The 24,798-nt window shown below is 43.5% G+C and carries 18 protein-coding genes and 1 pseudogene; 10 read left to right on the top strand and 9 right to left on the bottom strand.

The features are described from left to right. Nucleotides 1-5 precede the first annotated feature (5 nt). A complete protein-coding gene (locus LEPTO7376_RS20910; protein WP_015136025.1) occupies nt 6-4,397 on the bottom strand; it encodes a TIR domain-containing protein in 4,392 nt (1,463 codons plus the stop codon). A 433-nt stretch (nt 4,398-4,830) separates the two neighbouring features. Between LEPTO7376_RS20910 and carB the strand changes: the two genes are divergently transcribed. The 6 genes from carB to LEPTO7376_RS20875 all read left to right on the top strand — a co-directional run bounded on the left by carB (nt 4,831) and on the right by LEPTO7376_RS20875 (nt 14,994). After that, nucleotides 4,831-8,076 carry a carbamoyl-phosphate synthase large subunit gene (gene carB / locus LEPTO7376_RS20900; RefSeq protein ID WP_015136024.1) on the top strand — a complete coding sequence of 1,082 codons (3,246 nt, stop codon included), beginning with the start codon at nt 4,831-4,833 and terminating at the stop codon, nt 8,074-8,076. 176 nt (nt 8,077-8,252) lie between these two features. Then, nucleotides 8,253-8,825 carry a Uma2 family endonuclease gene (locus LEPTO7376_RS20895; RefSeq protein WP_015136023.1) on the top strand — a complete coding sequence of 191 codons (573 nt, stop codon included), beginning with the start codon at nt 8,253-8,255 and terminating at the stop codon, nt 8,823-8,825. A gap of 131 nt (nt 8,826-8,956) precedes the next feature. Further along, nucleotides 8,957-10,294: an ATP-binding protein gene (locus tag LEPTO7376_RS20890; protein WP_015136022.1), complete on the top strand. Its 1,338-nt coding sequence runs from the start codon at nt 8,957-8,959 to the stop codon at nt 10,292-10,294. Between the two features lie 16 nt (nt 10,295-10,310). After that, nucleotides 10,311-12,779: a glycosyltransferase gene (locus LEPTO7376_RS26060; protein WP_015136021.1), complete on the top strand. Its 2,469-nt coding sequence runs from the start codon at nt 10,311-10,313 to the stop codon at nt 12,777-12,779. Nucleotides 12,780-13,070: 291 nt separating this feature from the next. Further along, nucleotides 13,071-13,637, top strand: a complete 567-nt coding sequence (locus tag LEPTO7376_RS20880; RefSeq protein WP_015136020.1) for a zf-TFIIB domain-containing protein — start codon at nt 13,071-13,073, stop codon at nt 13,635-13,637. A 55-nt stretch (nt 13,638-13,692) separates the two neighbouring features. Continuing rightward, complete coding sequence (locus LEPTO7376_RS20875) at nt 13,693-14,994, top strand: O-antigen ligase (protein ID WP_015136019.1); 1,302 nt, start codon at nt 13,693-13,695, stop codon at nt 14,992-14,994. Here LEPTO7376_RS20875 and pgsA read toward each other — a convergent pair. After that, nucleotides 14,887-15,429, bottom strand: coding sequence for a CDP-diacylglycerol--glycerol-3-phosphate 3-phosphatidyltransferase (pgsA, locus tag LEPTO7376_RS20870; protein WP_015136018.1), 543 nt, complete (start codon nt 15,427-15,429; stop codon nt 14,887-14,889). The genes LEPTO7376_RS20875 and pgsA overlap by 108 nt on opposite strands. 141 nt (nt 15,430-15,570) lie before the next feature. Here pgsA and LEPTO7376_RS20865 point away from each other — a divergent pair, with 141 nt between their 5' ends. Further along, a complete protein-coding gene (locus tag LEPTO7376_RS20865) occupies nt 15,571-16,149 on the top strand; it encodes a nicotinate-nucleotide adenylyltransferase (RefSeq protein WP_015136017.1) in 579 nt (192 codons plus the stop codon). On the opposite strand, the gene LEPTO7376_RS20860 is transcribed toward LEPTO7376_RS20865, so the two are convergent. The 3 genes from LEPTO7376_RS20860 to dapB form a co-directional block, all read right to left on the bottom strand. After that, nucleotides 16,146-16,862: a hypothetical protein gene (locus LEPTO7376_RS20860; protein WP_015136016.1), complete on the bottom strand. Its 717-nt coding sequence runs from the start codon at nt 16,860-16,862 to the stop codon at nt 16,146-16,148. The genes LEPTO7376_RS20865 and LEPTO7376_RS20860 overlap by 4 nt on opposite strands. Before the next feature lie 116 nt (nt 16,863-16,978). Further along, nucleotides 16,979-17,875, bottom strand: coding sequence for an FkbM family methyltransferase (locus LEPTO7376_RS20855; protein ID WP_015136015.1), 897 nt, complete (start codon nt 17,873-17,875; stop codon nt 16,979-16,981). A 138-nt stretch (nt 17,876-18,013) separates the two neighbouring features. Beyond that, nucleotides 18,014-18,841 (bottom strand): 4-hydroxy-tetrahydrodipicolinate reductase, encoded by an 828-nt coding sequence (dapB, locus tag LEPTO7376_RS20850; protein WP_015136014.1) that lies wholly within the window; start codon nt 18,839-18,841, stop codon nt 18,014-18,016. Between the two features lie 115 nt (nt 18,842-18,956). Between dapB and LEPTO7376_RS20845 the strand changes: the two genes are divergently transcribed. The 3 genes and pseudogenes from LEPTO7376_RS20845 (at nt 18,957) to LEPTO7376_RS20835 (ending at nt 21,742) form a co-directional block, all read left to right on the top strand. Then, entirely contained in the window at nt 18,957-20,288 is a 1,332-nt protein-coding gene (locus LEPTO7376_RS20845; RefSeq protein WP_015136013.1) for an adenylosuccinate synthase, read from the top strand. A gap of 59 nt (nt 20,289-20,347) precedes the next feature. Further along, nucleotides 20,348-20,635: pseudogene (gene rplY, locus LEPTO7376_RS20840) on the top strand (50S ribosomal protein L25); the annotation flags it as partial. 108 nt (nt 20,636-20,743) lie between these two features. Then, on the top strand, nt 20,744-21,742 hold the full coding sequence (locus tag LEPTO7376_RS20835; protein WP_015136011.1) for an aspartate carbamoyltransferase catalytic subunit: 999 nt from the start codon (nt 20,744-20,746) through the stop codon (nt 21,740-21,742). Nucleotides 21,743-21,757: 15 nt separating this feature from the next. Here the strand turns inward: LEPTO7376_RS20835 and LEPTO7376_RS20830 are convergent, their stop codons facing one another. From LEPTO7376_RS20830 to malQ, 4 genes are all read right to left on the bottom strand, one after another. Next, the gene (locus tag LEPTO7376_RS20830; protein ID WP_015136010.1) at nt 21,758-22,186 is read right to left on the bottom strand and encodes a hypothetical protein; all 429 of its coding nucleotides are present in this window, start codon (nt 22,184-22,186) and stop codon (nt 21,758-21,760) included. Between the two features lie 32 nt (nt 22,187-22,218). Beyond that, nucleotides 22,219-22,782, bottom strand: a complete 564-nt coding sequence (locus tag LEPTO7376_RS20825) for a hypothetical protein (protein ID WP_041764270.1) — start codon at nt 22,780-22,782, stop codon at nt 22,219-22,221. 74 nt (nt 22,783-22,856) lie between these two features. Beyond that, nucleotides 22,857-23,240 carry a DUF1818 family protein gene (locus LEPTO7376_RS20820; RefSeq protein WP_015136008.1) on the bottom strand — a complete coding sequence of 128 codons (384 nt, stop codon included), beginning with the start codon at nt 23,238-23,240 and terminating at the stop codon, nt 22,857-22,859. Next, nucleotides 23,225-24,763: a 4-alpha-glucanotransferase gene (gene malQ / locus LEPTO7376_RS20815; RefSeq protein ID WP_015136007.1), complete on the bottom strand. Its 1,539-nt coding sequence runs from the start codon at nt 24,761-24,763 to the stop codon at nt 23,225-23,227. The genes LEPTO7376_RS20820 and malQ overlap by 16 nt, the downstream gene beginning before the upstream one ends. Nucleotides 24,764-24,798: the final 35 nt, after the last annotated feature.

Genomic DNA, 24,798 nt, shown 5'->3' with positions numbered 1-24,798 from the left:
TGGTATTAAAAGTTGGTTTTGGATTTGTCTGGTAGGGTATGACCTCGACAGAGATCAGAAAAATTGCCAGCTCTGCTCGTTACGTCGTCACTGTACTGTAGATAGTCCTGTGACCAACTACACCCGTAATTAATGAGTGCATTTAGGTTGAGAGCGACTTCTAAATCCCACAGAATAATCGACTGATCCGCACTGGCAGAAATGAGCATCGTACCATCTGCATTAAAGTCAGCGGCATAGACTTCGGCACGATGGCCTTTCAGGATTGTGTTTTTTGGTTTTAGTTTTTTGCTGTCTATGTCATCTTTCTCATCTTTTTTTGCGCTGCCCCCCCAATACTCAAGGGATATATCGCTGTTATGGACTAAACGAGAGATATCTTCAGATGAGGGTAAATTTTCCCAAATAACAAGGGTGCTATCACGGCTGGCGGAAACGAGTTTTGTGTTGTCAGGGCTTAAGCTTAAGCCTTCAATTTCGCTCTCATGGCCCCGTAATGTGTAGAGGTGATGCCCATCTCGACCCCAGAATTTGACGGTGCTGTCTCGGCTCGCGGAAACGAGCATGCTGTTGTCATTCGTAATGGCGATCGCCTCGATATCATCTCGGTGGGCATTACAGTTTTGGTCGAGGATCTGACAACCACCAATCTTTTTACCGATACGGTAACTGCGACGTCCTCCCTGCTGTTTTTCGAGGGTTTGAATTGTATTGCCAATGGCCAGGGCAATTAATTCGCCATCATCACTGAACTGCAAATCATATACGCGACCTTCATTTAGATTGATAGTTTGGATGATATTGCCTTCGAGATCCCACAGTTTCATGGTTTGATCGGCGCTTAAGGAAGCTACTGTTTTGCCATTGGGGCTAAAGTCAACGCCATAGACTTCTTGAGTATGGTCTGTGAAGGTCGTAAGCAGCTCACCTTTGATTGTCCAAACTTTGACGGTGCCATCCCAACTCGCAGAAGCAAGGAGTTGACCATCAGGGCTAAACACAACTTTTTCGATTTCGGCAGTATGACCCGTTAAGGTACGTAATAGTTCACCTTCGCGACTCCAAAGTTTGATAGTGCGATCACGCCCTGCAGACGCCACCATTTGGTCATCAGGGCTAAAGGTGACAGCATAAACCCGACTGGTATGACCATAAAAAGGCGTCACAATGTCGTTATTGAGTCGCCACAGTTTGATACTTCTGTCTCGGCTACTGGTGGCGATCGCCGCCTCACCGGGTTTAAAGACCACATCATAAATTCGGCTACTATGCCCTGGAAACGTTTGGATTGCTGTTCCCTTGGTATTCCAAATACGAACGGTTTTATCGCGGCTGACAGAGGCAATCAGATTGAGCCCTTTCCCGTTGTCTATCGTATCGATTTCTACACTCTCAACTTCATCCGTATGGCCAATGAGAGTCTTTTCTAAAGTGCCATCTTTAACGCGCCAGATTTTGACTGTTTTATCATCGCTTGCTGTGACAAATTGCTCGCCATTTGGCGTAATGGCAACACCTTTGATTTCGTCTTGGTGCCCGTCGCAGATTTCAGTTTTACGGCAACCTTCAATGGTTTGGCGGAGCGTAAACTGATTACTGAGAAGATTTCGCTCCCAAAGTTTAATGCTGCGGTCATCACCCACAGAAATTAGGAGGCGACCATCAGCACTAAAGGCAATATCATTGACAGCTCGCTGATGTTGGTTATCTGGAGTTGATTCGCTAAGAGTGGTTATGTACTCACCTTCGCTACTCCAGAGTTTAATGGTTTTATCTTCACTGCCTGAAGCAAAAAATTCACCATCAGGGCTAAAGGCAATGGTATTTATACTTCCTTCATGCCCATTACAAAACTCTGCTTCGAAGACGCAGCCATAAAGTGTTTTTTGAAACAAGTATTCTTGTTCATTTTCCGTCCGTTGCCACAATTTAATGGAGCGATCGCCACTCGCTGAGGCAATAAGTTGATCATCTGGACTAAATTGCACAGCATAGACGCTAGCTGTATGGCCTTTACTAATAGGGCCAACTTCACCAAGGGTTTGAAGTAACTCACCATTGGCTGACCAAAGATTCAGCTGTCGATCCGCACTACCTGATACCAGCAACTCCCCAGATGAACTATAGTCCACGGCGTAAACAGCAGCTTCATGTTCACTGAGACGATTGGATTCATATAATTGATAGACGGATTGGCTTAAAACATTCGAAATATCTTTGTTGAGGTAGCGATCGCCGCGATTGAGGTTAATGTCCTTGGATTTTCGCCAAGCATGCATTGCCTCAACAAACGCATCTAACTCATTATTTGAGGAGAATAACGCTGCAGATGTATTCATAATCGCGCTCAGTTCGCTCACTGCGGCTTCATAGGATTTCCGAGTGGCAAAAATCCCCAAAATTGTAGAAATTACAAAGCCCACACTTACCGCTGTGAATAAAAATTTCTGGCGACGGATATTTTTTTGGCTTTCGGCAACACTGCTCTGAATAAATTCCCGTTGGAGCTTCGTCGGCTGGGGGCTCTTCTGTCCTTCATCCGATTCCTTGAGCCAATATTGGGCGATCGCCAACTCATTGCCCCGCAATAAAAGATCTCGAGTTTTCTTCTTTTGCTCCCACTCAATCGCTCGCCGAAACCATTTCGTATGGCTCTGGACATGAGCCTTATCCGTATCTAATAACCGCACCAGTTGGCTGAGACCCGCCTGAAAATCTAAACCATGGCGGCTAAAGTCAATGAGTTGGTCTTCTGCACAAATTCCCTGAAATGCCTCTAGCTCAGTTGTGCGGCAGAGAATACCGAGAATTCTTTTGCCGACCCCCTTTGCCCGTTGTAATTGGGCTAAACAATCATCTTTGGCGACCGAATCCGGCGAAATCACATAAATAAAATTAGCGGCATCAATTAACCCCTGCTGAATATCTGCATCAGATTCTGAATCATGATCTGCATGGAACGGTGCAAAAAAAGTAACTTTCCCTTGTTCCTCTAAGGTTTTATTGAGCTTTGTCGCAAAATCGATATCCTGTGGCGCATAGCTTAAAAACACATCGGTTTGGGTTTGGGTTGTGGCTTGGGCGAGGCTTGCGTCTAGAAAGCTGTTTTGGAGCTCAGTAAATTGGTGATATTTGCGTTGCTCTGCAATTTTCTGGAGATCTTCATATTGCTGTAATATGCAGCCTCGCAAGAGTAAGCTCGGAATTTCGCGCTGATCTTGCCAGGTCAGGGACTTAGCGAGGAGATATTTATGGCGGTTGTGATAGTAGAAGTCTTGGTCAAGGAATTTGAGAAGACTGTCTATGCTGGCTTGTTTTTTGCTTGGGTCATCACCAGAGACAAGGTCAATGATCTGAACATCATCTAAATTGCTGGGGTACAGTTCGCCAGGGGTTGGTTCGATGATGAGGAAAATAATGCGCTTGTGGCGATCGCCAGCGTATTTAAACTGCTGTTGACAGTAGTCATTTTGCAGAGATTCGGGCGTGACAAAATAAATGAAGTTATCGGCGAAATCAATTTTTTGACGACGGCGAGAATTGAAGTCTTTTTGAGCCTGTTCGTTCTCGATTTTGTTGTCTGCAACAGTAATTCCATATAACAGCAGCGATCGCCGAATTGACTGCACCAGCTCGTCCACTGGATCTTCAAGATTATGCACATAGCAGAGGCAAGTTTGAGTGTAGGAGAAGTTCGCCGCACGGATGCTTTCGCAGATAAATTCCCCATGAAGCTCTGTCGGAATGCAGGGGGGTTGCTCGTCTACAAATTGATATCTAAGCCATTCAGCTGCTTGGCGTTTGAGTTCTTCGGTGAGCAGATATTGATTTTTTCGTTGGTTGCGCGACCATTCCAGTGCGAGATCTAAATATTCTGTATGGCGTTGTACATAATCACCATGTTTATTCAGGGCGCTAATGAGACCCTCGAAACCAAGCTCAAAATCATCGAGCTTTTCTCGAAAATAAATCCAGTTAATTTTGCCAATAACAGGATGAATGTTCTGAAAACTGTTGTTGAGTCCAGCTTTGCAATAATTATCCCAATCGTCGTCAGTGCCTTCTGGATTGCGCTCTTTCCACAGATCTCGATCGATCTCCTCCACATGTAGCAACGGGATAATCCGTTTATTGAGGGCGATCGCCAACTCGATTTCCTTGAGACAATAAGGAGAATTTACCGAGTGAGGCGCAATAATAAACAGGAAATTGTGAGTTCTTTCGATGCCGTCATTAATCTGTTCCTGAAAATCAACGGCAAGGGGAATATTCTCCTGATCAAACCAAATATGGCAACCGGCCTCTTTCAAACGTTCATAGAGCTTTGTGGCAAAGACTTTACTGTCAGCTCGCCCGTAGGAAATGAACGCATCAAAGAACGGATTTGAAGGTGTCATTGCCTGTTTAGGTGCTCCTCAGAAAAATATGTAGCAATACTAAGCCCGTCGATAAATGTTTAAGGCACAGTCGATTTCATGTGAGATCTACAAAGATCAGAATGCTGCCGATTTTGTTTTTCTTCTCTCACTGACTGCGATTGTAGCGAAACTTTTTTGTTTTGTTCTACTTACGTGTAGTAGCTTAGCCTTGCATGAATTATCGCAAAAATGCAACAATTTTTTTCGCGCAAATTATCGATTCTTAAAATCATTAGGGGCGATCGCCAAAAAACTTTAGACCCCGAAAACTGAACACTTGCATCTGATCACAGCCTCGATTGTCAGCTAAATCTAACTTTAGCCACACTGCAACACCGATAACCGCAAAGAATTGACAGGCAAACCGATAGAATAATCAAGACAATTTTTAGTACGGAAGTCTAGAAGCCCTATGCCCCGCCGCGAAGATATCAAGAAAATCTTAATCCTTGGATCTGGCCCAATTGTCATTGGCCAAGCCTGCGAATTTGATTATTCTGGAACCCAGTCCTGTAAGGCTTTGCGGGAGGAAGGGTATGAAGTCGTCTTGGTGAATTCCAATCCGGCAACGATTATGACTGATCCAGAGACTGCGGATCGCACCTATGTCGAACCCATTACTCCAGAGATTGTCGAAAAAGTTATTGCCAAAGAGCGTCCCGATGCTCTGCTCCCCACAATGGGAGGACAAACTGCATTAAATACAGCCGTTTCCCTCGCAAAAAATGGCGCACTAGATAAATATAATGTCGAACTAATCGGTGCAAAATTAGAAGCGATTGAGATGGCAGAAGACCGTGATCTCTTTAAGCAGGCGATGGCTCGCATCGGTGTCCCTGTCTGTCCTTCCGGCATTGCCAGCACTATGGAGGAAGGCAAAGAAGTTGCAGCAGAAATTGGGAGCTATCCATTAATTATCCGTCCGGCATTCACGATGGGTGGTAGCGGTGGTGGTATTGCTTATAACCAAGAAGAATACGAGAAAATTTGTAAATCTGGTCTGGAAGCCTCTCCTGTTTCGCAGATTCTCGTTGAAAAATCCCTCCTCGGCTGGAAGGAATATGAGCTTGAGGTGATGCGAGATCTTGCCGACAACGTGGTGATTATTTGTTCCATCGAAAATATCGATCCGATGGGTATTCACACCGGAGATTCGATTACCGTTGCCCCAGCCCAAACTTTGACGGATAAGGAATATCAACGTCTGCGAGATTACTCTTTAAAAATTATTCGTGAAATTGGGGTTGAAACGGGGGGGTCTAATATCCAATTCTCTGTGAATCCCCTCAATGGTGATGTGATTGTGATTGAGATGAATCCGCGGGTATCTCGTTCCTCGGCACTGGCATCAAAGGCAACAGGTTTCCCGATCGCCAAATTTGCGGCGAAGTTGGCAGTTGGATATACTCTCGACGAAATTCCGAACGATATTACTAAGCAAACCCCTGCGTCTTTTGAGCCGACTATCGATTATGTCGTAACCAAGATTCCTCGGTTTGCGTTTGAGAAATTCCCTGGCTCTGAGCCGACTCTCACCACTCAAATGAAGTCTGTGGGTGAGGCGATGGCTATTGGCCGCACCTTCCAAGAATCCTTCCAAAAGGCATTACGTTCTCTAGAAACAGGTCGTTATGGTTTTGGCTGCGATCGCAAAGAAACCCTTCCTAACCTCAGTCAAATTTCGACGAGTCTCCGGACACCCAACCCTGAGAGAATTTTTACGGTGTATCAGGCACTAAAACTTGGTATGACCGTAGAGGAGATTCATGATTTGACGGCAATTGATATCTGGTTCCTCGACAAGATGGCGGAATTGTTGGTGACAGAGCGTTTCATGAAGCAAACGGCTTTAACCGATATTGCCGCCGAAGATATGCGGGTGATTAAACAACAGGGTTTTAGCGATCGCCAAATTGCTTTTGCCACGAAGACCGATGAAGATACTGTACGTGCCTACCGGAAGTTGATTGGGGTGACGCCTGTTTATAAATTAGTTGATACTTGTGCGGCTGAATTTGAAGCCTTTACACCCTATTATTACTCCACCTACGACGGTACTGAGTCTGAAGTTACGCCCTCTGATAAGCGCAAGGCGATGATTTTGGGTGGTGGCCCTAACCGCATTGGTCAAGGTATTGAGTTTGATTATTGTTGCTGTCATGCGGCATTCTCTCTCAGCGATGCGGGCTATGAAACCATCATGGTCAACTCCAACCCTGAAACGGTTTCCACGGACTATGACACCAGCGATCGCCTCTACTTTGAGCCTCTAACAAAAGAGGATGTGCTCAACATTATCGAAGCGGAAAATCCCGAAGGTGTGATTGTACAGTTCGGTGGTCAAACTCCTTTGAAATTAGCGGTTCCCCTCGACAATTACCTCAAGGCTGACAATTGCCCTGTCACCACAAAAATTTGGGGGACGCAGCCCGACGATATTGATACAGCCGAAGATCGTGAGCGGTTTGAGAAGATTCTCCATGAGCTCCAAATTCTTCAACCGGCTAACGGTATTGCTCGCGATTATTCTGAAGCTCAGGCGATCGCCAACCGTGTTGAATATCCTGTCGTAGTGCGTCCTTCGTATGTCCTTGGTGGTCGCGCAATGGAGATTGTTTACTCCGATGCCGAATTGGATTACTACATGAAGTACGCCGTTCAGGTGGAACCTGATCATCCGATTTTGGTGGACAAATTCCTCGAAAATGCGATCGAAGTCGATGTGGATGCCCTATGCGATAAAACGGGCAAAGTGGTGATTGGCGGCATTATGGAGCACATCGAGGAAGCGGGTATTCACTCCGGCGACTCCGCTTGTTCTATTCCTCACACTTCCCTCCCCGATGACGTGATGGATACGATTCGTGAGTGGACAACTAAGTTGGCGAAAGCTCTCAATGTCGTTGGCTTGATGAATATTCAGTATGCCGTCAAAGACAATCAGGTTTATATTCTCGAAGCGAACCCCCGTGCTTCCCGAACTGTGCCCTATGTCTCAAAAGCAACCGGGCGATCGCTGGCGAGAATTGCTTCTTTGGTGATGTCTGGCAAAACCCTTGAGGAACTAGGTGTTGATGGCGAAGTGACTCTTAAGCATGTCGCTGTTAAAGAAGCCGTCTTACCCTTTAATAAATTTGAAGGCACAGATACATTGCTTGGGCCTGAGATGCGCTCCACTGGTGAGGTGATGGGCATCGACACTGACTTTGGTAAGGCATTTGCAAAAGCTGAAATCGGTGCAGGCGTTAAACTTGCCACTGAAGGTACTGTCTTTGTTTCGATGAATGATCGCAATAAAGAAGCGGCTGTGCCAGTGGTGAAAGATTTGATTGAGCTCGGTTTCCGCATTGTCGCCACAGCTGGTACACGCCAAGTCTTGTTGGACAACGGTATTGAAGATGTGGAGCTCGTGCTTAAGCTCCATGAAGGTCGTCCTCACGTAGTGGATTGGATGAAGAATGGTTGGATTCAGTTCATTATCAATACGCCTTCTGGGGAAGATTCCCAAACTGATGGTCGGGTGATTCGTCGGACGGCACTGGATTACAAGTTGCCGATTATTACAACTCTCGCAGGGGCACGGGCAACTGTTGCAGCGATCCGATCGCTTCAGGCTGAGCCGTTAGATGTAAAACCTTTGCAGGAATACTTGGTCTAAATTTTGATTTGATAATAGCTGAAACCGTCTTTTCCGAATTTGGGAGAGGCGGTTTTTGTTTGGAAAGTGATGGGCGATCGCCGAGGAAAAGTTAGCTTCATCGTCCCTATAACCATTGAAATACTTGTGCTAGGTTTAGGGCAGAATGCAAGGATATTACGAAAGCCGAATAAGTTATGGCGACTCAAACTCTGGTTAAGACTATTTCTCCCGAAGAATATTTAGCACAGGAAGAGCAAGCAACAGAACGGCATGAATACATCAAAGGAGAAGTCCAACTCATGACAGGAGGCACACCGAATCATAACGAGTTGAGCGGTAATTTATATGTTTCTCTCAAACTCGCTCTCAAAAAATCTCCGTATCGTATTTTTGTCCTTGATCAACGTTTGTGTATTCCCTCACCACAAATCTATACTTATCCAGATGTGATGGTTGCAGCGAAACCAGTAGTTTTGCAAGAAGGCCGCAAAGATACACTTTTGAGTGCTTGTCTAATTGCAGAGGTGCTATCACCATCAACGAAAAATTATGATCGCAGTGAAAAGTTTGAATATTATCGTTCGATTCCAGATTTTCAGGACTATCTGCTCATTGCCCAAGACCGCGTTTATGTGGAGCATTTTGTGCGGGTTGAAGCGAAAAAGTGGAGTCTGACGGAATATACAGAGATTGATGATGTGATTCGATTGGATTCCGTGGGCTGTGAAATGGCATTGGCCGATATCTACGAAGGTGTTGAAGTTTAGAGACATTTCATGGGGTTAAAGATCCCCGACTTCTGAGGCAATGATTTCAGGTTTCTGGGCATCTAGCAAAAGAAGTCGGGGATCTGAAGTACTCGATATAATTAAGTGTAGTTGCTTAGTTTGGTCGGGATATGTCCGAAGAAGAATTACTGCTCAGAATCTACAATTCTTTTGATCCGTTTTATCCTCTCGATGCGATCAAGGATGCAGATATTTATGTGGATATGTCAGACTCGCGAGGTAGAGCAGATATTAAGCGAGATCTTGGACGAAAAATTATTCGTAGTCGAAATAGTCGTCCCACGGCACAACTGTACGCGGGACATCGTGGCACAGGAAAGTCAACAGAATTATTACGACTTAGAAAGTATCTAGAAGAACAAGACTGCTATGTCGTATATTTTGCCGCTGATGATGGAGATATTGATCCTGAAGATGCACAATATACAGATATCTTAATAGCTTGTGTGCGACAATTACTCAATACATTAGATGCCGATCAATCAAAGTTTCAAAAGTGGGTTGAGAGTCGGATACAGGAACTCAAAGATTTAGCTCTAGCAGAAGTAGAATTCAATAATGGGCAAGTGGATATTCCGCTAATGTTTACAACAATGTCAGTGGCTATTCGTAAGATCCCCAGTCAACGAGAAAAAATTCGCAAATTGATTGATCCGAATACAGTAACATTGCTAGATATCCTCAAAGAATTTATCCAAGATGCAACTAGCAACTTATCCCATGGTAAAAAGCAACTTGTAGTGATAGTTGATAATTTGGATCGGATCGTGCCAGTTCGGCGAGATGATGATGGGCGCACAAACCATGAAGAAATTTTCATTGATCGCTCGGAGCAGTTAAAAGATCTTGGTTGCGATGTAGTCTATACTGTGCCAATTTCGATTGCATATAATCGAGCAAATGACTTAGCGGAGAGGTATGATGGAGAACCTTCGATTTTGCCAATTACTGCAATTCAGACTTTAAATGGAGACGAAGATCAAGAAGGTTTACAACGGCTAAGAGAAATTATTAACAAACGAGTGCATCGCAAATTAAAAGCTCAAACGTTTGAATTAGTACCCAATGTGTTTGGAAATGAAGAGATTTTGACACGGCTATGTCAGATGAGTGGTGGTCATGTTAGAGATTTACTCAGATTGGTACGAACTTCGTTTGATTATGTTGATGAGCTACCAATTACAGAAAGAGCCGCCCAATTTGCAATTACTCAAACGCGAGACACCTATCGTCGATCAGTAACTTCTTCGGAAGAATGGTTGACTTTAGCAAAGGTGGCAAGAGACAAGCAGATTAAAGGGAATGATAATGAACGACGGCTGCTATTTAGTCGATGTATATTACAGTATGCTGCATTTGACAGTGAGGATGAAATTCAAGTCTGGTACGATGTGCATCCGTTAATTCTTAAAATTCAACAATTTAAACAGGCAAAAGCACAATTATAGAATAGAGAAGTAAATCATGAGTTCAAGTGCAAATAATTCTATTTGGGATAATGATATTAGACCTCAAGATCAAGATTCTTATGCCGCATTATTGCGATCTATTCGGCGAGCAAATGATTTCAACTTACAGTTTGTCAACTGTACATCAGAAACCGCAGAGGAATTGACTCGAAAACTAGAGAAAGATTTATTACAAAAACAAATATCTCAATTAACTATAAGTAAGGAGAGCAAGAATCTTTATGAAGCAATTGTTCAAAAATATGAGGAACAAAAATTCGACATTTTATTCATCAAAGGAATTGAAATTGCGATATCAGAATATGAACAAGAAAAGCATATAAATCTGCTTGGTTTAAGTCAAACAAAAGGTTATGCAGGAAAAAACTGGGAAAAAGTCCCATTAATTCTTGGAAACCTCAATTTAAGTCGTGAAAAAATTCGAGACCAATTTCCCATTACACTAATATTCTTTCTTCCAGATTTTGGCATCAACTATTTTGTTCGTCGTGCACCAGATTTTTTTGATTGGCGCTCTAATATTTTTCATTTTAATTCTACTCTAATGCAGATAAAACGTGAGTATAATTGTGCCAATTATGAAGAGAGTATTTTTGAGGAATATAAAGATTTAGAATCAGCAGAAAAGAAGATAGTGATAAAAGAAGTTGTTGATGAGATCAAAGCAGCTACAGATTCTGGTCAACAAGCTTATTTATGGCTGAAAAAAGGTCTTTTTCACAGTTTCGCGAAAGAGTATGAAGAAGCTCTCAACAGCTATGATAATGTTTTAAAACTCAAGCCAAATACGCATATTGCATGGAATAATCGAGGTGTTATATTGTCTTCTTTAGGCGAAGAAGAAGAGGCAATCGAAAATTATGATAAGGCAATCAAGGCTAATCCCAATGATTATGTTACTTGGAACAATAGAGGGGTGGCATTATCTACTTTAGGTAGAGAAAAAGAGATGATTGCAAGTTATAACCAAGCCATTAATGTTCAGGAACTCTCTTCTACTTTATTGCGGAATATTAGTAATGTCAAACAAAATCTAGTGAAAGGGAAAGACTTTATTTCTCCTGATTTTGGAAAAATCTCAGCTAGCTCCGCTGGTAGTATTACTCTAACTAACAATGTTGCTAATAATCTTGTGAATTCGCTTTTTAGGAATTCTGAGTATCATTCACGAGATGTGGTTACTGACAGTTCCACAAAACTCTCAGTTGTCACTCAATTTTTCCCCCCGGACTACGCGAAGACTGGCCAACTCATCGAAGAGTTAGTCAAGCACCTCGGTCGCAATGGTCTAAACATTGACGTCTTCACTGGTCAACCTGGTTATGCTAACCAAGACCAAGTCGCTCCTAAAGAAGAAGAATTACTAAACGGTGTGACAGTACGCCGTTCCAATATCACTAAGTTCAGCTCTAAGAGATTGAGAGGCGCTCTACTTGGTGGTTTGTTATTTGCTTTCAGAGCAATCCTCCACATTGCAGCTAACTACAGAAAATATAATCTTCTACTTGTTACAACTGCTCCTCCTTTTCTGCCAGTAATCGGCTATCTTCTCAACTTCTTTTTCAATACTCCTTATATCTGCTTGATTTACGATATTCACCCAGATATTTCTGTTGAACTTGGAATGATTAGTCGTGACAATCCAATCGTAAAAGCTTGGACTTGGATTAATAAGCAAGTATGGCGTAACTCTAAAGAAATTATTGTTCTAAGCAGCAATATGAAAGACAGAATTGTTGCTCACTGTCCTGAAGTTGAAGACAAAATCACAATTATTCATAGCTGGGCAGATCCTCAAAAGATTTACCCAATTGAGAAGGAAGAAAATTGGTTTGCTCAGAAGCATGATTTAGTTGAAAAATTCACTGTTCTCTATTCTGGTAATATGGGTCGCTGTCACGACATTGACACAATGTTCAAAGCCGCGCTGAAACTAAAAGACGAACCCATTCAATTTGTTTGTATCGGTAAAGGTGCAAAGCAAGAGAATTTGAAAGCAAAGATTAAAGAGCATGGTTTAAATAATTTTGTTTTCCTTCCTTACCAAGATAAAAAAGATTTAACTTATTCCTTGACTGCTTGTGATGTAACTCTCGTTAGTGTTAGTGAAGGAATGGAAGGTCTGGTTGCTCCTAGTAAAGTTTATGGTTACTTAGCAAGTGGTCGTCCCATCGCTGCGATTTGTCCAAAATCTACTTATCTCAACAATATGCTTGAGGAAGGTGATTGTGGTGCTGGCTTTGAAAATGGTGATTCACAAGGATTAGCGGATTATATTCTTGGATTAAGTCAGGACACTAAAGAAGCAAAACGTTTGGGTCAGTCTGCAAGAAAATATCTTGAAAACAATTTCTCTCCCGAGGCGATCGCCAGTCAATATAATGCTGTTTTACAGAAAAAAGAAGCGATCGATTTTGAGAGCTTTCCAATCGATTTTTTAGAAGATAGTGATTTTTGGCTATGATTACTTTAGTGGAGTTTTATTGCGCTTTTTTTTCTGTGGAACACCAAAATAGATTCTCAACAACTCTAATTATTTGTATAATAAATTCTCACCTAAAAACTTGAGATAAATAGTGATTCTTGAGCTGTTTATAATAACTATGATTTTCAATTCTAAACTCATAATTTTTTATTTATTAAAGTCATATTGATGAGCAATCTAAAGTTCGATGTATAAAGTTGTTTTTTGAGGAGATCGCCTTGAGATAGGATATGACGAGGATGACGAGCGTAAACTGAGGGAAAGAGCAGCGTGCAATGTCCGAAGTGTCGAGAAATTGAATTGAGTGATTTAGAGTTGGGCGATGACCTCACCAGTTATCACTGCGAAAAATGCGAGGGAGACTGGCTATCGGGAGAACGATATCAGGCGTGGCAAAGTTCCCAAGACAAACCTTCCATCGTCAATACAAGCCTCAAACTCGACTCTAATTTTACGCCCAGCGAAACCGACAATCGAGCTGCCCTTTGTCCAGAATGTCGCCGTTATCTCTCCCGCGTCAAAATTCCGGTTGGTACACCATTTTATTTAGAACGCTGTCCCGACTGCAATGGCTTTTGGTGCGATCGCCAGGAATGGGAGATTTTACGGCAACTCGCTCTCCACACCAGCCTCGAATATGTATTTACCAGCGATTGGCAACATAAGGTGCGAGACCAACAGCATTCCGTCAGTGAACGGCAGGCGTTGATCCAGAAATTAGGGAAAGAACTAGCCGAAGAAGTATTTGTGCTGGGGGATAAGCTCGCCGAATCGGATAATGGTGATTTTGCGGTGGCCTACCTTGCCCGCCAAGTGACCGACATCCCAGAATCCTAAATGTGAGACGCGAACAAGCTAGGATTTGTAGGCGATCGCCCCTAGTTGCTACACCATGAAAAACCTGAATTTATTCCCCGATAGTCGCTTACCGGTGCTTGCCGAGCTGGGAATTTTTTTATTTCCACTAGCACCGGGCTGGGGCGCGATTTTTGTGGGGATTCAGCTCATTCGCTCCACGAAACATTTTTACAAACAGATTTTGCAAGAGCGGGTGGCATGGCTGCTAGGGGGCATTAGCCTGTGGCTATTTTTTGTGACCGCAATTTCCCCATATCCCCTCGATTCGTTTTTGGGGATGGCGAATTTTTTGCCCTTTTTCCTCTTTTTTCTCACCTTTAGCTACCTCCTCGATCGCGTTGACCGATTGGAGCGCATGGCATGGCTATTTGTTGTGCCCTCTAGTGTCGTGGCACTTTTAGGATTGGCGGATATTTGGCTGGGCTGGAAAACCCCAGATTTTATTTGGTCACTCTTCGGTTGGGCATTAACAGGAGTTGGTAATCCTGCCGGGCGAGTCGCTTCTACATTTATGTATGCGAATATCTGCGCCGCCTATTTATTGATGTGTTTTTTGTTGGGATTGGGGTTATGGCTAAAGGATTTTCGATGGCAAAAATTCACCCAATCTAAGCTATTTTTGTACCTCACCTTTACGCTGGTCATAGATTTTGTTGCCCTAATTTTGACGAACTCCCGCAATGTTTGGGCGATCGCCTTTCTCGGAATTTTGATCTATGCCATCTATATCGGATGGTGGTGGATTTGTGCTTTTGCGGGGGGATTTTTTGCTGCAGTATTGGGCGCATCTTTTGGCCAACCGCCTTGGCGAGATGGCCTCAGACGAGTGATTCCCTTTTATTTTTGGGGCAGACTTTCCGACCAAATGTTTGCTGGCGATCGCCCAGTGGCAGATTTACGCAGTACCCAATGGCAATTTTTGGGCGATATGATTCAGCGACGACCGATCACAGGCTTTGGTTTACGTAGCTTTACCCCAGCCTATGAAACGGCAATGGAGACCTGGCTCGGCCATCCCCACAACCTTTATTTAATGCTGACTTCTGAAATGGGGATTCCGGCGGCGGGACTATTAATTGGCCTCATCGGTTGGGTGTTGGCGCAAGGTGTTTTCACATGGCAAAGTCTTACCGAGAAACCCGAAAAGCTGATTATGTTTAGTTATCTCATGGCCTTTGGCGGCTATACCCTCTTCAATCTACTCGATGTCACCGTCCTTGATTTGCGGCTAAACACTTTCGCTTGGTTGCTCTTGGCTGGCATCTGGGGTTTGGGGAAGCAAGTAAATCAGCCCCGAAATGAGAGTCAAGGCCACAGCCACCCAGAACAAACCTAGAGCAATCAGTTCTCCTGTTGCATTAATCGGATAAATCAGCAGGGCGATCGCCGCAATTTGAGTCACCGTTTTTGCCTTACCCCAAATATTTGCCCCTTGAATTTTTTTCGTGCCTGTCACTCGCCAACCTGCAACAGTCAATTCCCGCGCAATAATCAAAAACACGCCCCACGCCGGAATCTCTTGTAAATGGATTAAGGCCAGCAAGGGAGCAGTTACCAATAGCTTATCTACCAATGGATCGAGGAATTTCCCTAGATCAGTTACCTGGTCTAATTTCCGCGCCAAATAGCCATCCAGCCAATCCGTTAACGCCACAGCCAAAAAGATGGCGATCGCCCACAATCGTTGCTGATTAGTTGGATTCTCTAACAAAACAAGCAAAAAAGGTACACCCGCCAAGCGAGAAACCGTGATCCAAGTGGGTAAATTCATATACACTCATCTGAACATCCTCAGCACACATCATGTCATATCCTTGATGACGAGCTGCGATAGAACACTTTCAAACCCCTGAATTTCTTTCCCCTCGACCCGACAATTACGCCGACGCCCTACCCTTTTTTCTAGACCGAAATGACCCAAATTGCCCTATTCGGAACCAGCGCTGATCCCCCAACTGTTGGACACCAATCTATTCTGCGTTGGCTAAGTGAACGCTACGATAAAGTGACTGTTTGGGCAGCCGATAATCCTTTTAAAGACCATGGTGCATCCCTTGAGCAACGCAATGCCATGCTCCAAATGCTCATCGATGATCTCGCTTGCGACAATGTCTCCCTCGATGGGAGATTAGGCGATCGCCACAGTTTAAATACCGTTAAGATTGCCAAAGAAATTTGGGGAGAAGATGCCGAATATTTACTCGTGATTGGCGCTGACCTTGCGAGTCAAATTCATCGTTGGTACCGCGCCAAAGATTTGCTCCAACAGGTTACGTTACTGATTTTTCCGCGGAAAGGTTATCCTATCCAGCCCGAAGCCCTAAAAAAGCTCTCTTCCCTAAAAAGCCATTGGCAGGAAGCAGACTATACCCCCCCCCCAGTCTCATCGACCCAATACCGCATTGAAGGTCGAGCCGCTGTGGTGATTGAGGCGATCGCCCACTACATTGCCGCAGAAAAGCTCTATGCGGTAATTGAACCGAAAACCTAAAAGCGTAGAGGACGGCGCGAGCGAGACCCTGGTCTAGGGCGAGGCGGTGGATTATTTTTACTTTTGCCATATCGATAACGGAGCTGTTCTCGCACATCCCAAAACACATCGCGGCGTAAATAAGGGTATAACCCTAGCCATAGATTAAAACGCGGAATATAAGCATCTGTTACTTGGATATTGCGATCTAAATTGCGATTGCTAGAAAGCACTAAAAGCTCAACCGCTTGACCAGGTTTAAGAGAACGATGAGATGGTTCAACCGGAGCCTGGATCTTTGCGAGATATCCCAGCTTATCTCCCACATCAATATTGATGCGACGTTCCCGATTTTCAACCTTTAAAAGTCGTCCTAACTTATCAACCTCTTCTTGAGTTCTAACAATTTCTTCTGTGAGATAAACATCTAAAATTTTGCCGCGCCAAAAACAGCAATAGGGTAAACGCCGATAACGAGCATTTTGCACACTTGCTGAATAAATAGGAGACCAAAACCAATACAATCCCCCAACAATCTGAGAAATCAACCGAATTGGCTCTGCCCCTTTTCCTAGAATTGAACCGACAATAAAAATTAGTACAACTAGCACAAAAGAAATCAAGGCTCGTCGTAAGAAATCTTCGGTTTTTCCCCAGTAATATTGATACTGTTCCGCACTCGCAATGAGTGGAATTAATTCATCAAATTTCTCGCGGGTAATGGGGATGAGCATTTGTATTTTTCTTGGAAATATATAATTTTAGTTTGATGGTTTTCCTTCTCTCTCTCAAAGAGAAATGAAATTCAAATTAATTCCCTAGTGAAAAAAAGATTGAAATACTTTGCTGCCTAAAAATAACAATGGCCACTAAAAGGTCTTATTTTGAATTTTGAAAGATGTTTCTTTTCTGCACTGTCACTAAAAAAAACAACTAAATCTTGGTATAATTCGCCCATAGACAACATGTACTCAAATACTTGTTTTAGTGAATCCAGATCAAGATACTCAAGGATCATCCTTTCACTATTGTAAAGTTTTTTATTTCCCTTTTCGTCTGTTCCAAACATGATCCCATTTGGAACAGGCAAATAGAACCTAGCATCTAATTCTTGGATAGTGGAATAAAATGCTTCATCACTAACACCACTATTGAGTAATATTCCAGGACAAAATTCCATTAAACAGCTCAAATGAGACCGATTATTTTGAATTGTTTTTTTCATGCCACTCAATATATTAAATTCAGAGCCTTGAGTATCAAGTTTAATGAAATCAACATGTGTTTCTGAATAATCACTATCTAAACAAATCGTTTCAACTTCATAACTATCTCTACCAGGTGTAGTAAAAAGACGATGATCTCCGAGATTATCAGATGCAATAAAAAGTTGTGCGACTCCGTTCTCTTTACTAACTGCTTTATTGAAACAATATAAATTATCACAATTGTTGAGAATACTACTAGCTTTCAAAAATCTGTAATTGTCGCGATCTGGCTCAAAAGCAAAAACTTTACCAGATCTTCCAACTGCTTGTGATAGAAGTATGGAAAAATAGCCAATATTTGCACCGATATCAAAAACAATATTGTTTTCTTCTATTAATTGAAGAGTTACTAATGTTTCCGGAGCTTCCCAGAAGCCTTCCTTCCCAATTACTGGTGCAACAAACCGGTCATTTTGAGTATTTCCTACTAAGTAAAAAGGTGAAATATCTCTAATTTGAATTGTTTTAATTATTTCCATATGAGCATGAGATGATTTTGATCTTTTTCTTGAAGCCGAGAAGTACAATGCTATCTCTTAATATCCTAAAATACTTAATTGAACCACTATTTCCCAATCTACTACTCAACCATGCTTTAAGTGTATTGAATAGTAGATTTAAAGAATATTTTCAAGTCCATAAACAAGAGTTTGTAGCTCGGTGACTTTACGGATAGATAGTAATACACCGGGCATATAACACGAGCGATCACTTGTGTCATGGCGAAGGGTGTAGATTTGTCCAGGGGCACCGAAAATCATTTCTTGGTGGGCAATTAATCCAGGAAGACGCACACTATGAATCCGAATATTGTCATCAGTAACAGCGCCTTTCGCACCAGCCATTTCTTCTTTTTCTTCCACTTGAGCCGGATTAAATTGTTTGCCCAATTCTGCCATCATCTGTGCCGTTTTAATGGCAGTTCCACTGGGAGCATCTGCTTTTTGATTGTGATGAAGCTCGATGATTTCCACATGGTCAAAATATTGAGCCGCTTTGAGTGATGCCTGTTGGAGCAGGACAACACCAATAGAAAAATTTGGGATAACTAAAGCACCTGTGCTTGCTTTATCAGCAAATTCCTTAAGGTCTTCGATTTGCTCTTCGCTTAAACCTGTGGTTCCAACGACAGGACGTACTCCGTAGGCGATCGCCGCGCGGGTATTTGCATAGACGCCACTAGGGTGAGTGAAATCAACCATTACCCCTTGAATTGGAGATTGGGTTGCCATCACAAGCGATGCTTCGAGATCATTAACAATGGGAACTTCCAATGGGCCACAGCCTGCCACTTCCCCAACATCCTGACCCATTACCGCAGGATTTTTATCCACGGCTGAAATGATCTGCATGTCCTCAGCACCGGCGATCGCTTTGACAACCTCGCGACCCATTTTGCCTGCCGCACCATTAATAACTACGGGAATTTGATTGGCGTTGTCCATGATTAAATCCGAAATTCTGATAAAAAAAGAGCTTAAAACTTTCTAAAGAGCTTGACACAATATCATTACAGTCACAATAATTGTAGTTTGTGTGAATTAGTAGAGAAACCAACCCTTGGCTAACGTAGTTGTCATTGGTGCCCAATGGGGTGACGAAGGAAAAGGAAAAATCACGGATTTACTTAGTAAGTCTGCCGATGTTGTCGTACGCTCTCAGGGGGGCGTTAATGCAGGACACACTGTCGTTGTGCAGGGACAAACTTTTAAGCTTCATTTAATCCCTTCCGGCATTTTATACCCAGATACAGAATGTGTCATTGGCTCCGGAACAGTCATTGACCCGAAAGTGCTTTTAGAAGAAATTGCCCAGCTTCATAAGCTTGGCGTTTCGACCGATAATTTATTTATCTCCCAAACCGCCCACGTTACGATGCCCTATCACCGTCTGATTGATAAGGCCTCTGAAGAAATGCGGGGCGATCGCAAAATCGGGACGACTGGACGAGGCATCGGGCCGACCTATGCCGATAAATCTGAGCGTACAGGTATTCGAATCCTTGATTTGATGAACCTTGCCGAAGATGACGAAAAATTCCGTTGGACGATCGAATACAAGAACATCATCCTCGAAAAACTCTACGAAGTAGAACCCCTCGATGCTGATGAAGTAATCGCAGAATATCGCGAGTATGCCGAGAAACTTCGCCCCCATATCGTTGATAGCTCCCTCAAAGTTTCTAGAGGCGTAAAAGCCAAAAAGAATGTTTTGTTTGAAGGTGCTCAAGGCACATTACTCGATATTGACCACGGCACATATCCCTATGTGACCTCCTCTAACCCAATCGCTGGTGGCGCTTGCGTTGGTGCAGGCGTTGGCCCCACAATTATCGACCGTGTTATTGGTGTCGCGAAAGCCTATACCACCCGAGTTGGTGAAGGGCCATTCCCCACTGAGCTAGACGATGAAATTGGTCAGCTACTGGGTGATATCGGTGCAGAATTTGGCACAACCACAGGTCGCCGCCGCCGTTGCGGTTGGTTTGATGCTGTGATTGGTCGCTATGCCGCTCGCATTAATGGCCTAGACTGTGTGGCAGTAACTAAGCTCGATGTACTAGACACCCTCGATGAAATCAAAGTCTGTGTGGCTTACGATATTGACGGTGAAACTTGTAAACACTTCCCGAGTAATGCTACTCTGTTTGCTCGTTGCAAGCCGATCTATAAGACGATGCCTGGCTGGAACAAGCCAACTTCTGACTGTCGTTCTCTAGAAGAATTACCGAAGGAAGCATTAGCTTATCTGAAATTTTTGGCAGAGCTTATGGATGTTCCGATCGCCATTGTTTCCTTAGGTGCTGGGCGCGAACAGACGATTATCGTCGAGGATCCAATCCATGGGCCAAAGCGGGCTCTGCTGGATCGTAATGGTGAGCCTGTCGCTTAGACTACGGGTTTCACAAGATTAATTTTTTATTTTTAACCTCTATTTTTCTGGTCATTTCTATGTCTCTAACTATCGAATGTAAGCCTCGTCCTGAAGGCGTTAACCCCCGTGCACTCCGTCGTGATGGTCTTCTTCCCATTAACCTCTATGGTCATAAGGGTGCTGAGTCTGATTCTTTTGTTGTGAACTACAAAGAAGCATTAAATTTGCTCAAGGCTGCGACACCCAATGAGACTCTCGTGGAAGTAAAAACTCCCGGATGGTCTGGTTCTGCTGTAATTCGCGAAATCCAGTCCCACCCTTGGAAGCGTAGTTTGTATCACCTCAGCTTTTTTCACACTGATGCAGCGTAATTCACAGAATTTGAATGAAGTAGCAATATTTCAATTTAGGTAAGATATTGAGGGCAAATTTTCTGCCCTCTTTTTTTGTGGTGATGGTGAAGGGGAATGAGTATGACGACAACAACTCAGGTTTGGACGAGACGACATATTTTGTCGTTGATGGATTTCTCTGTCGCTGAGCTAGATATGATTTTGCAGACGGCGGTGAGTTTTCGAGATGTGCTCTCGCGACGGATGAAAAAGGTGCCAGCGTTACAGGGCCAAGTTGTCACGAATATGTTTTTTGAGCCTTCGACACGGACTCGCAGTAGTTTTGAGTTGGCGGCAAAGCGATTGTCAGCCGATGTGATGAATTTTTCGCCGAGTTCTTCATCGCTGAGTAAGGGAGAAACAATTCTCGATACGGCTAAGACTTATCTGGCGATGGGTGCTGACATTATGGTGATTCGCCATAAGCAGTCTGGTGTACCTCAGGCGATCGCCCAAGAAATGGACAGAATCAAATCTGGTGTAAGTGTTCTGAATGCAGGAGATGGTCGCCATGCTCACCCATCCCAAGCCTTGTTGGATCTGTTTACGATTTGCCGGGTGATTGACCCCGATAATCCTTCTTGTGCGCTTCTGAAAGACAAAAAAATTGCAATTGTTGGCGATATTGTTCATTCGCGGGTCGCACGGTCTAATATTTGGAGTTTAATGGCGGCTGGTGCGGAAGTTCATTTAGCGGCTCCTCCGACGCTTTTACCAGAATTCTTTCGGGATTTTGCCCAGGGTTCTGATGGAAAATTATTTGTGCATTGGGAAATTGATGAGGCGATCACCGATGCTGATTTTGTGATGACCTTGCGGCTACAACATGAGCGAATGACGGCCCATTTATTGCCCAGTTTGCGAGAATATCACCAAGGCTTTGGTATTACGGCCAAACGACTAAAATCCTGTAAGCCAGACGTAAAAGTGCTCCATCCTGGCCCTGTTAATCGCGGCGTAGAGTTGGCGTCTGACATCATGGATCATCCTGCCCTTAGTTTGATTTCTGAACAGGTGACTAATGGTGTCGCCGTTCGGATGGCGCTTTTGTATTTAATCGGTAGCAGCAAAAAAACTTAGGTAATTGTTTAGGTGCTAACTATTGGGAATTTTAGAAACGCTATTCAATAAAATGTCGACAAGTAGATCGACTTTTTCCTCTAAGTTTTTCAGGCGTTCTTCTGTTGTAGAGGAAATGCTATCAGGAATGCTCAAATTCTGAATTAGAGGCAATAAATTTTTCCAACCCTTGCGGCATTTAATTCCGTGGGTTTGTTGGTAAGCTTGGTACGCTTTGTCATAATTCCCGAACGTTTCTATCAAGAACTCTTTCGTGATTTTTTGTGATGGTAGAACCGCTACTCTTGGTTGTTCTTGGGAGTTAGAAAGTTGATGCAATCGCTCATATAAATGGGCTGTGATCGCAAAAATCTGAGAGGTATTTTTTACATCTTGCTGATAATTTTCTCGGTCTTGTTCGTTCAGTTCTTCTAATTGATCAATGATTTTGCTAAATCTTGACATCACAACTCTCCTAACTATCAACAATGTTCTAATTATCGATCTAATAAATCTCTCTGAATATCGCTGATCCCTGAACCAAGTTGCGGTTTCTCTGGATCTGCCTCAAAAGAATTATCAATGACACCATAATCTTGCGGATCATCAGAGAAGAATGTTGATTGAAAGAATGACCACATAATTGAAAATTTTCCAAACAAACTTTTAGTGGATTGAACTTTTTTCGCTGTGACATTCACTTCAATTTCAATTTGTCGCAACTCCTGGGTGAGGAATTCTTTTTGTTGGATTGCCTTGCGCCTGTCCTGAAGAATGCGCTTTTTTTCGAGAGTCATTGCCCGCATCTCGTCACTGAGTTGGTTTAACTCTCGTTGTAGTGAACGGTTTAAATCTTCTTGGGCTTGAATATCTTCATGGAGACATTCGATACCCTCTCTATATCTCTGGTTCCAAGCCTGTAAGCTACCGCGCGATCGCCGCATTGTTTTAATGACATCGACGGCTAACTGCAAAGACTCATCATCACATCGCTCTTTTGCAAGTTGATAAAGTTCTTTTACTTGCCTTTCGAGCTTTTGTTCGGTGGAATTTTGAGCCATAGTTGCATTCAGCAAAGTGAAGGATTCGTTGCCCAATACTCTAAATGGATTTCTCAGAGACATCTGTGATCTCGTCACAGTGGGAGTTCCTGAGTTTTATGAAAAATTTGAGCAAGGCTAACGAGAGCCGGGACATTAGACGCTGACCAATTACCTTCGGCATTGCGATTTTGTAAGATCAGCATCCGCAAACTGTAGCTGTTTGCAAAGCCTTCGATTTCCAGCCAAATTAAATCACTCTCAGCCTCAATCGCAATTTTTTCTTCTTCCATCAGTTCGGGGGCGATCGCGTCCACAGTTTCTGCAAGTTGAGTGAGTAGCCGACAAAAATCAGAAAATTCGGCAGCAGTCAATTCCACTGCCCAATCATCAGTGCCCACGAGCCCTTGAAAAGGACAAGTTGGATCCGGATTCCATCCCAGTCGCCAACCTGCCCCTTTTTTTAGGATTCGGCCCATTCTTCCTGCGGTTCTTCATAGCCGGAATCACGACCATACATATAAGTCACAGATCGGAATTTCCAAATTAAATCATCCGAGAGAGAAGCCGCATCATACCGCCATTCCCAGTTGCCAGCGGCGATGCCAGGGGTATTCATTTTGGCGTCTGTCCCTAGCCCGAATAAATCTTGTAAAGGGAAAATGGCGATATTTGCTACAGAGCCCATTGCTAAGCGGATTAAGGCCCAGTGAATACCTTCTTCACCAACGCAACCGAGGTAATCTGTGACCCGAGATTTTTCTTCCTCGGTACGTTTGTCAAACCAACCCACAGTAGTGTCATTATCGTGAGTGCCAGTGTAAACGAGGCAATTGCGGTTGACGTAGTTAAAGGGTAGGAAAGGGTTGGCGCGATCGCTATCAAAGGCAAATTGCAGAATTTTCATGCCGGGAAGTTTGTACTTATCTCGTAATGCTTCTACTTCCGGTGTGATCACACCGAGATCCTCAGCCACAATCGGCAAGTCACCGAGAGTATCTTTCAGAATTTGGAAAAATTCATCGCCTTTGGCACCGACCCAACGACCATTCATCGCGGTTTTTTCGCCTCTGGGCACAGCCCAAAATCCCTCAAAGCCCCGGAAGTGATCAACACGAATAATATCGACAAAAGCCAACATTGTTTTCACTCGTTCAATCCACCAGGCATAGTTGGTGCGGGCGAGGTTGCGCCAGTTGTAAACGGGATTTCCCCAGAGTTGTCCGGTTTCACTAAAGTAGTCGGGTGGTACACCAGCCATCCATTTCGCTGCACCTGTTTTGTAATCGAGGCGGAAAATTTTTGGATGTCCCCACACATCAGCGCTGTCATGGGCGACATAAATGGGCAGATCGCCAAAGATTTGAATTCCTTTGCCATTGGCGTACTCTTTCAAGCTAGACCATTGTCGGAAAAATTCGGATTGAATATATTTATGGAAGAAAATGGCTTCTTTTAATTCTTCTCGTTTCAGGGCGATCGCCTCAGTTTCGCGCCATGCTAATTTCGGCTCCCACTGAAACCAAGATTTACCGTCATTAGCTTCTTTAATTGCCATAAATAGCGCATAGTCATCGAGCCAATAGGTTTGATCTTCACAAAATTCGATAAAGGCTTCTTTACGGTCCGCTGTCGCTGATGTGCGAAACTTTTCACTGGCTTTTTTGAGGAGGGGCATTTTAAAGGCGATCGCCTTACTATAGTCAAGTCCAGTTTCCGAAAATTCTGGTGCATTATCCAGATCGCTTTGATCTAATAAACCCTCAGATGCCAACCACTCAAGGTTAATGAGCATCGGGTTACCCGCAAACGCCGAATAACAAAGATAGGGAGAATTTCCGAAACCTGTCGGGCCTAGGGGTAAAACTTGCCAAATCTGCTGACCACCCTTCGCTAAAAAATCAATAAAACGATAGGCTTCCGCCCCTAAATCTCCAATCCCAAAACGTCCAGGAAGGGAGGTCGGATGCAGCAATACACCACTGACACGACGATCAAACATATAACAATCAACACGGTGAAATTTTATCTATCCGC

This window comes from [Leptolyngbya] sp. PCC 7376 (assembly GCF_000316605.1).
GTDB lineage: Bacteria > Cyanobacteriota > Cyanobacteriia > Cyanobacteriales > MRBY01 > MRBY01.
Note: the sequence above shows the minus strand (reverse complement) of the source record. Positions and strands in the feature narration are given on the sequence as shown.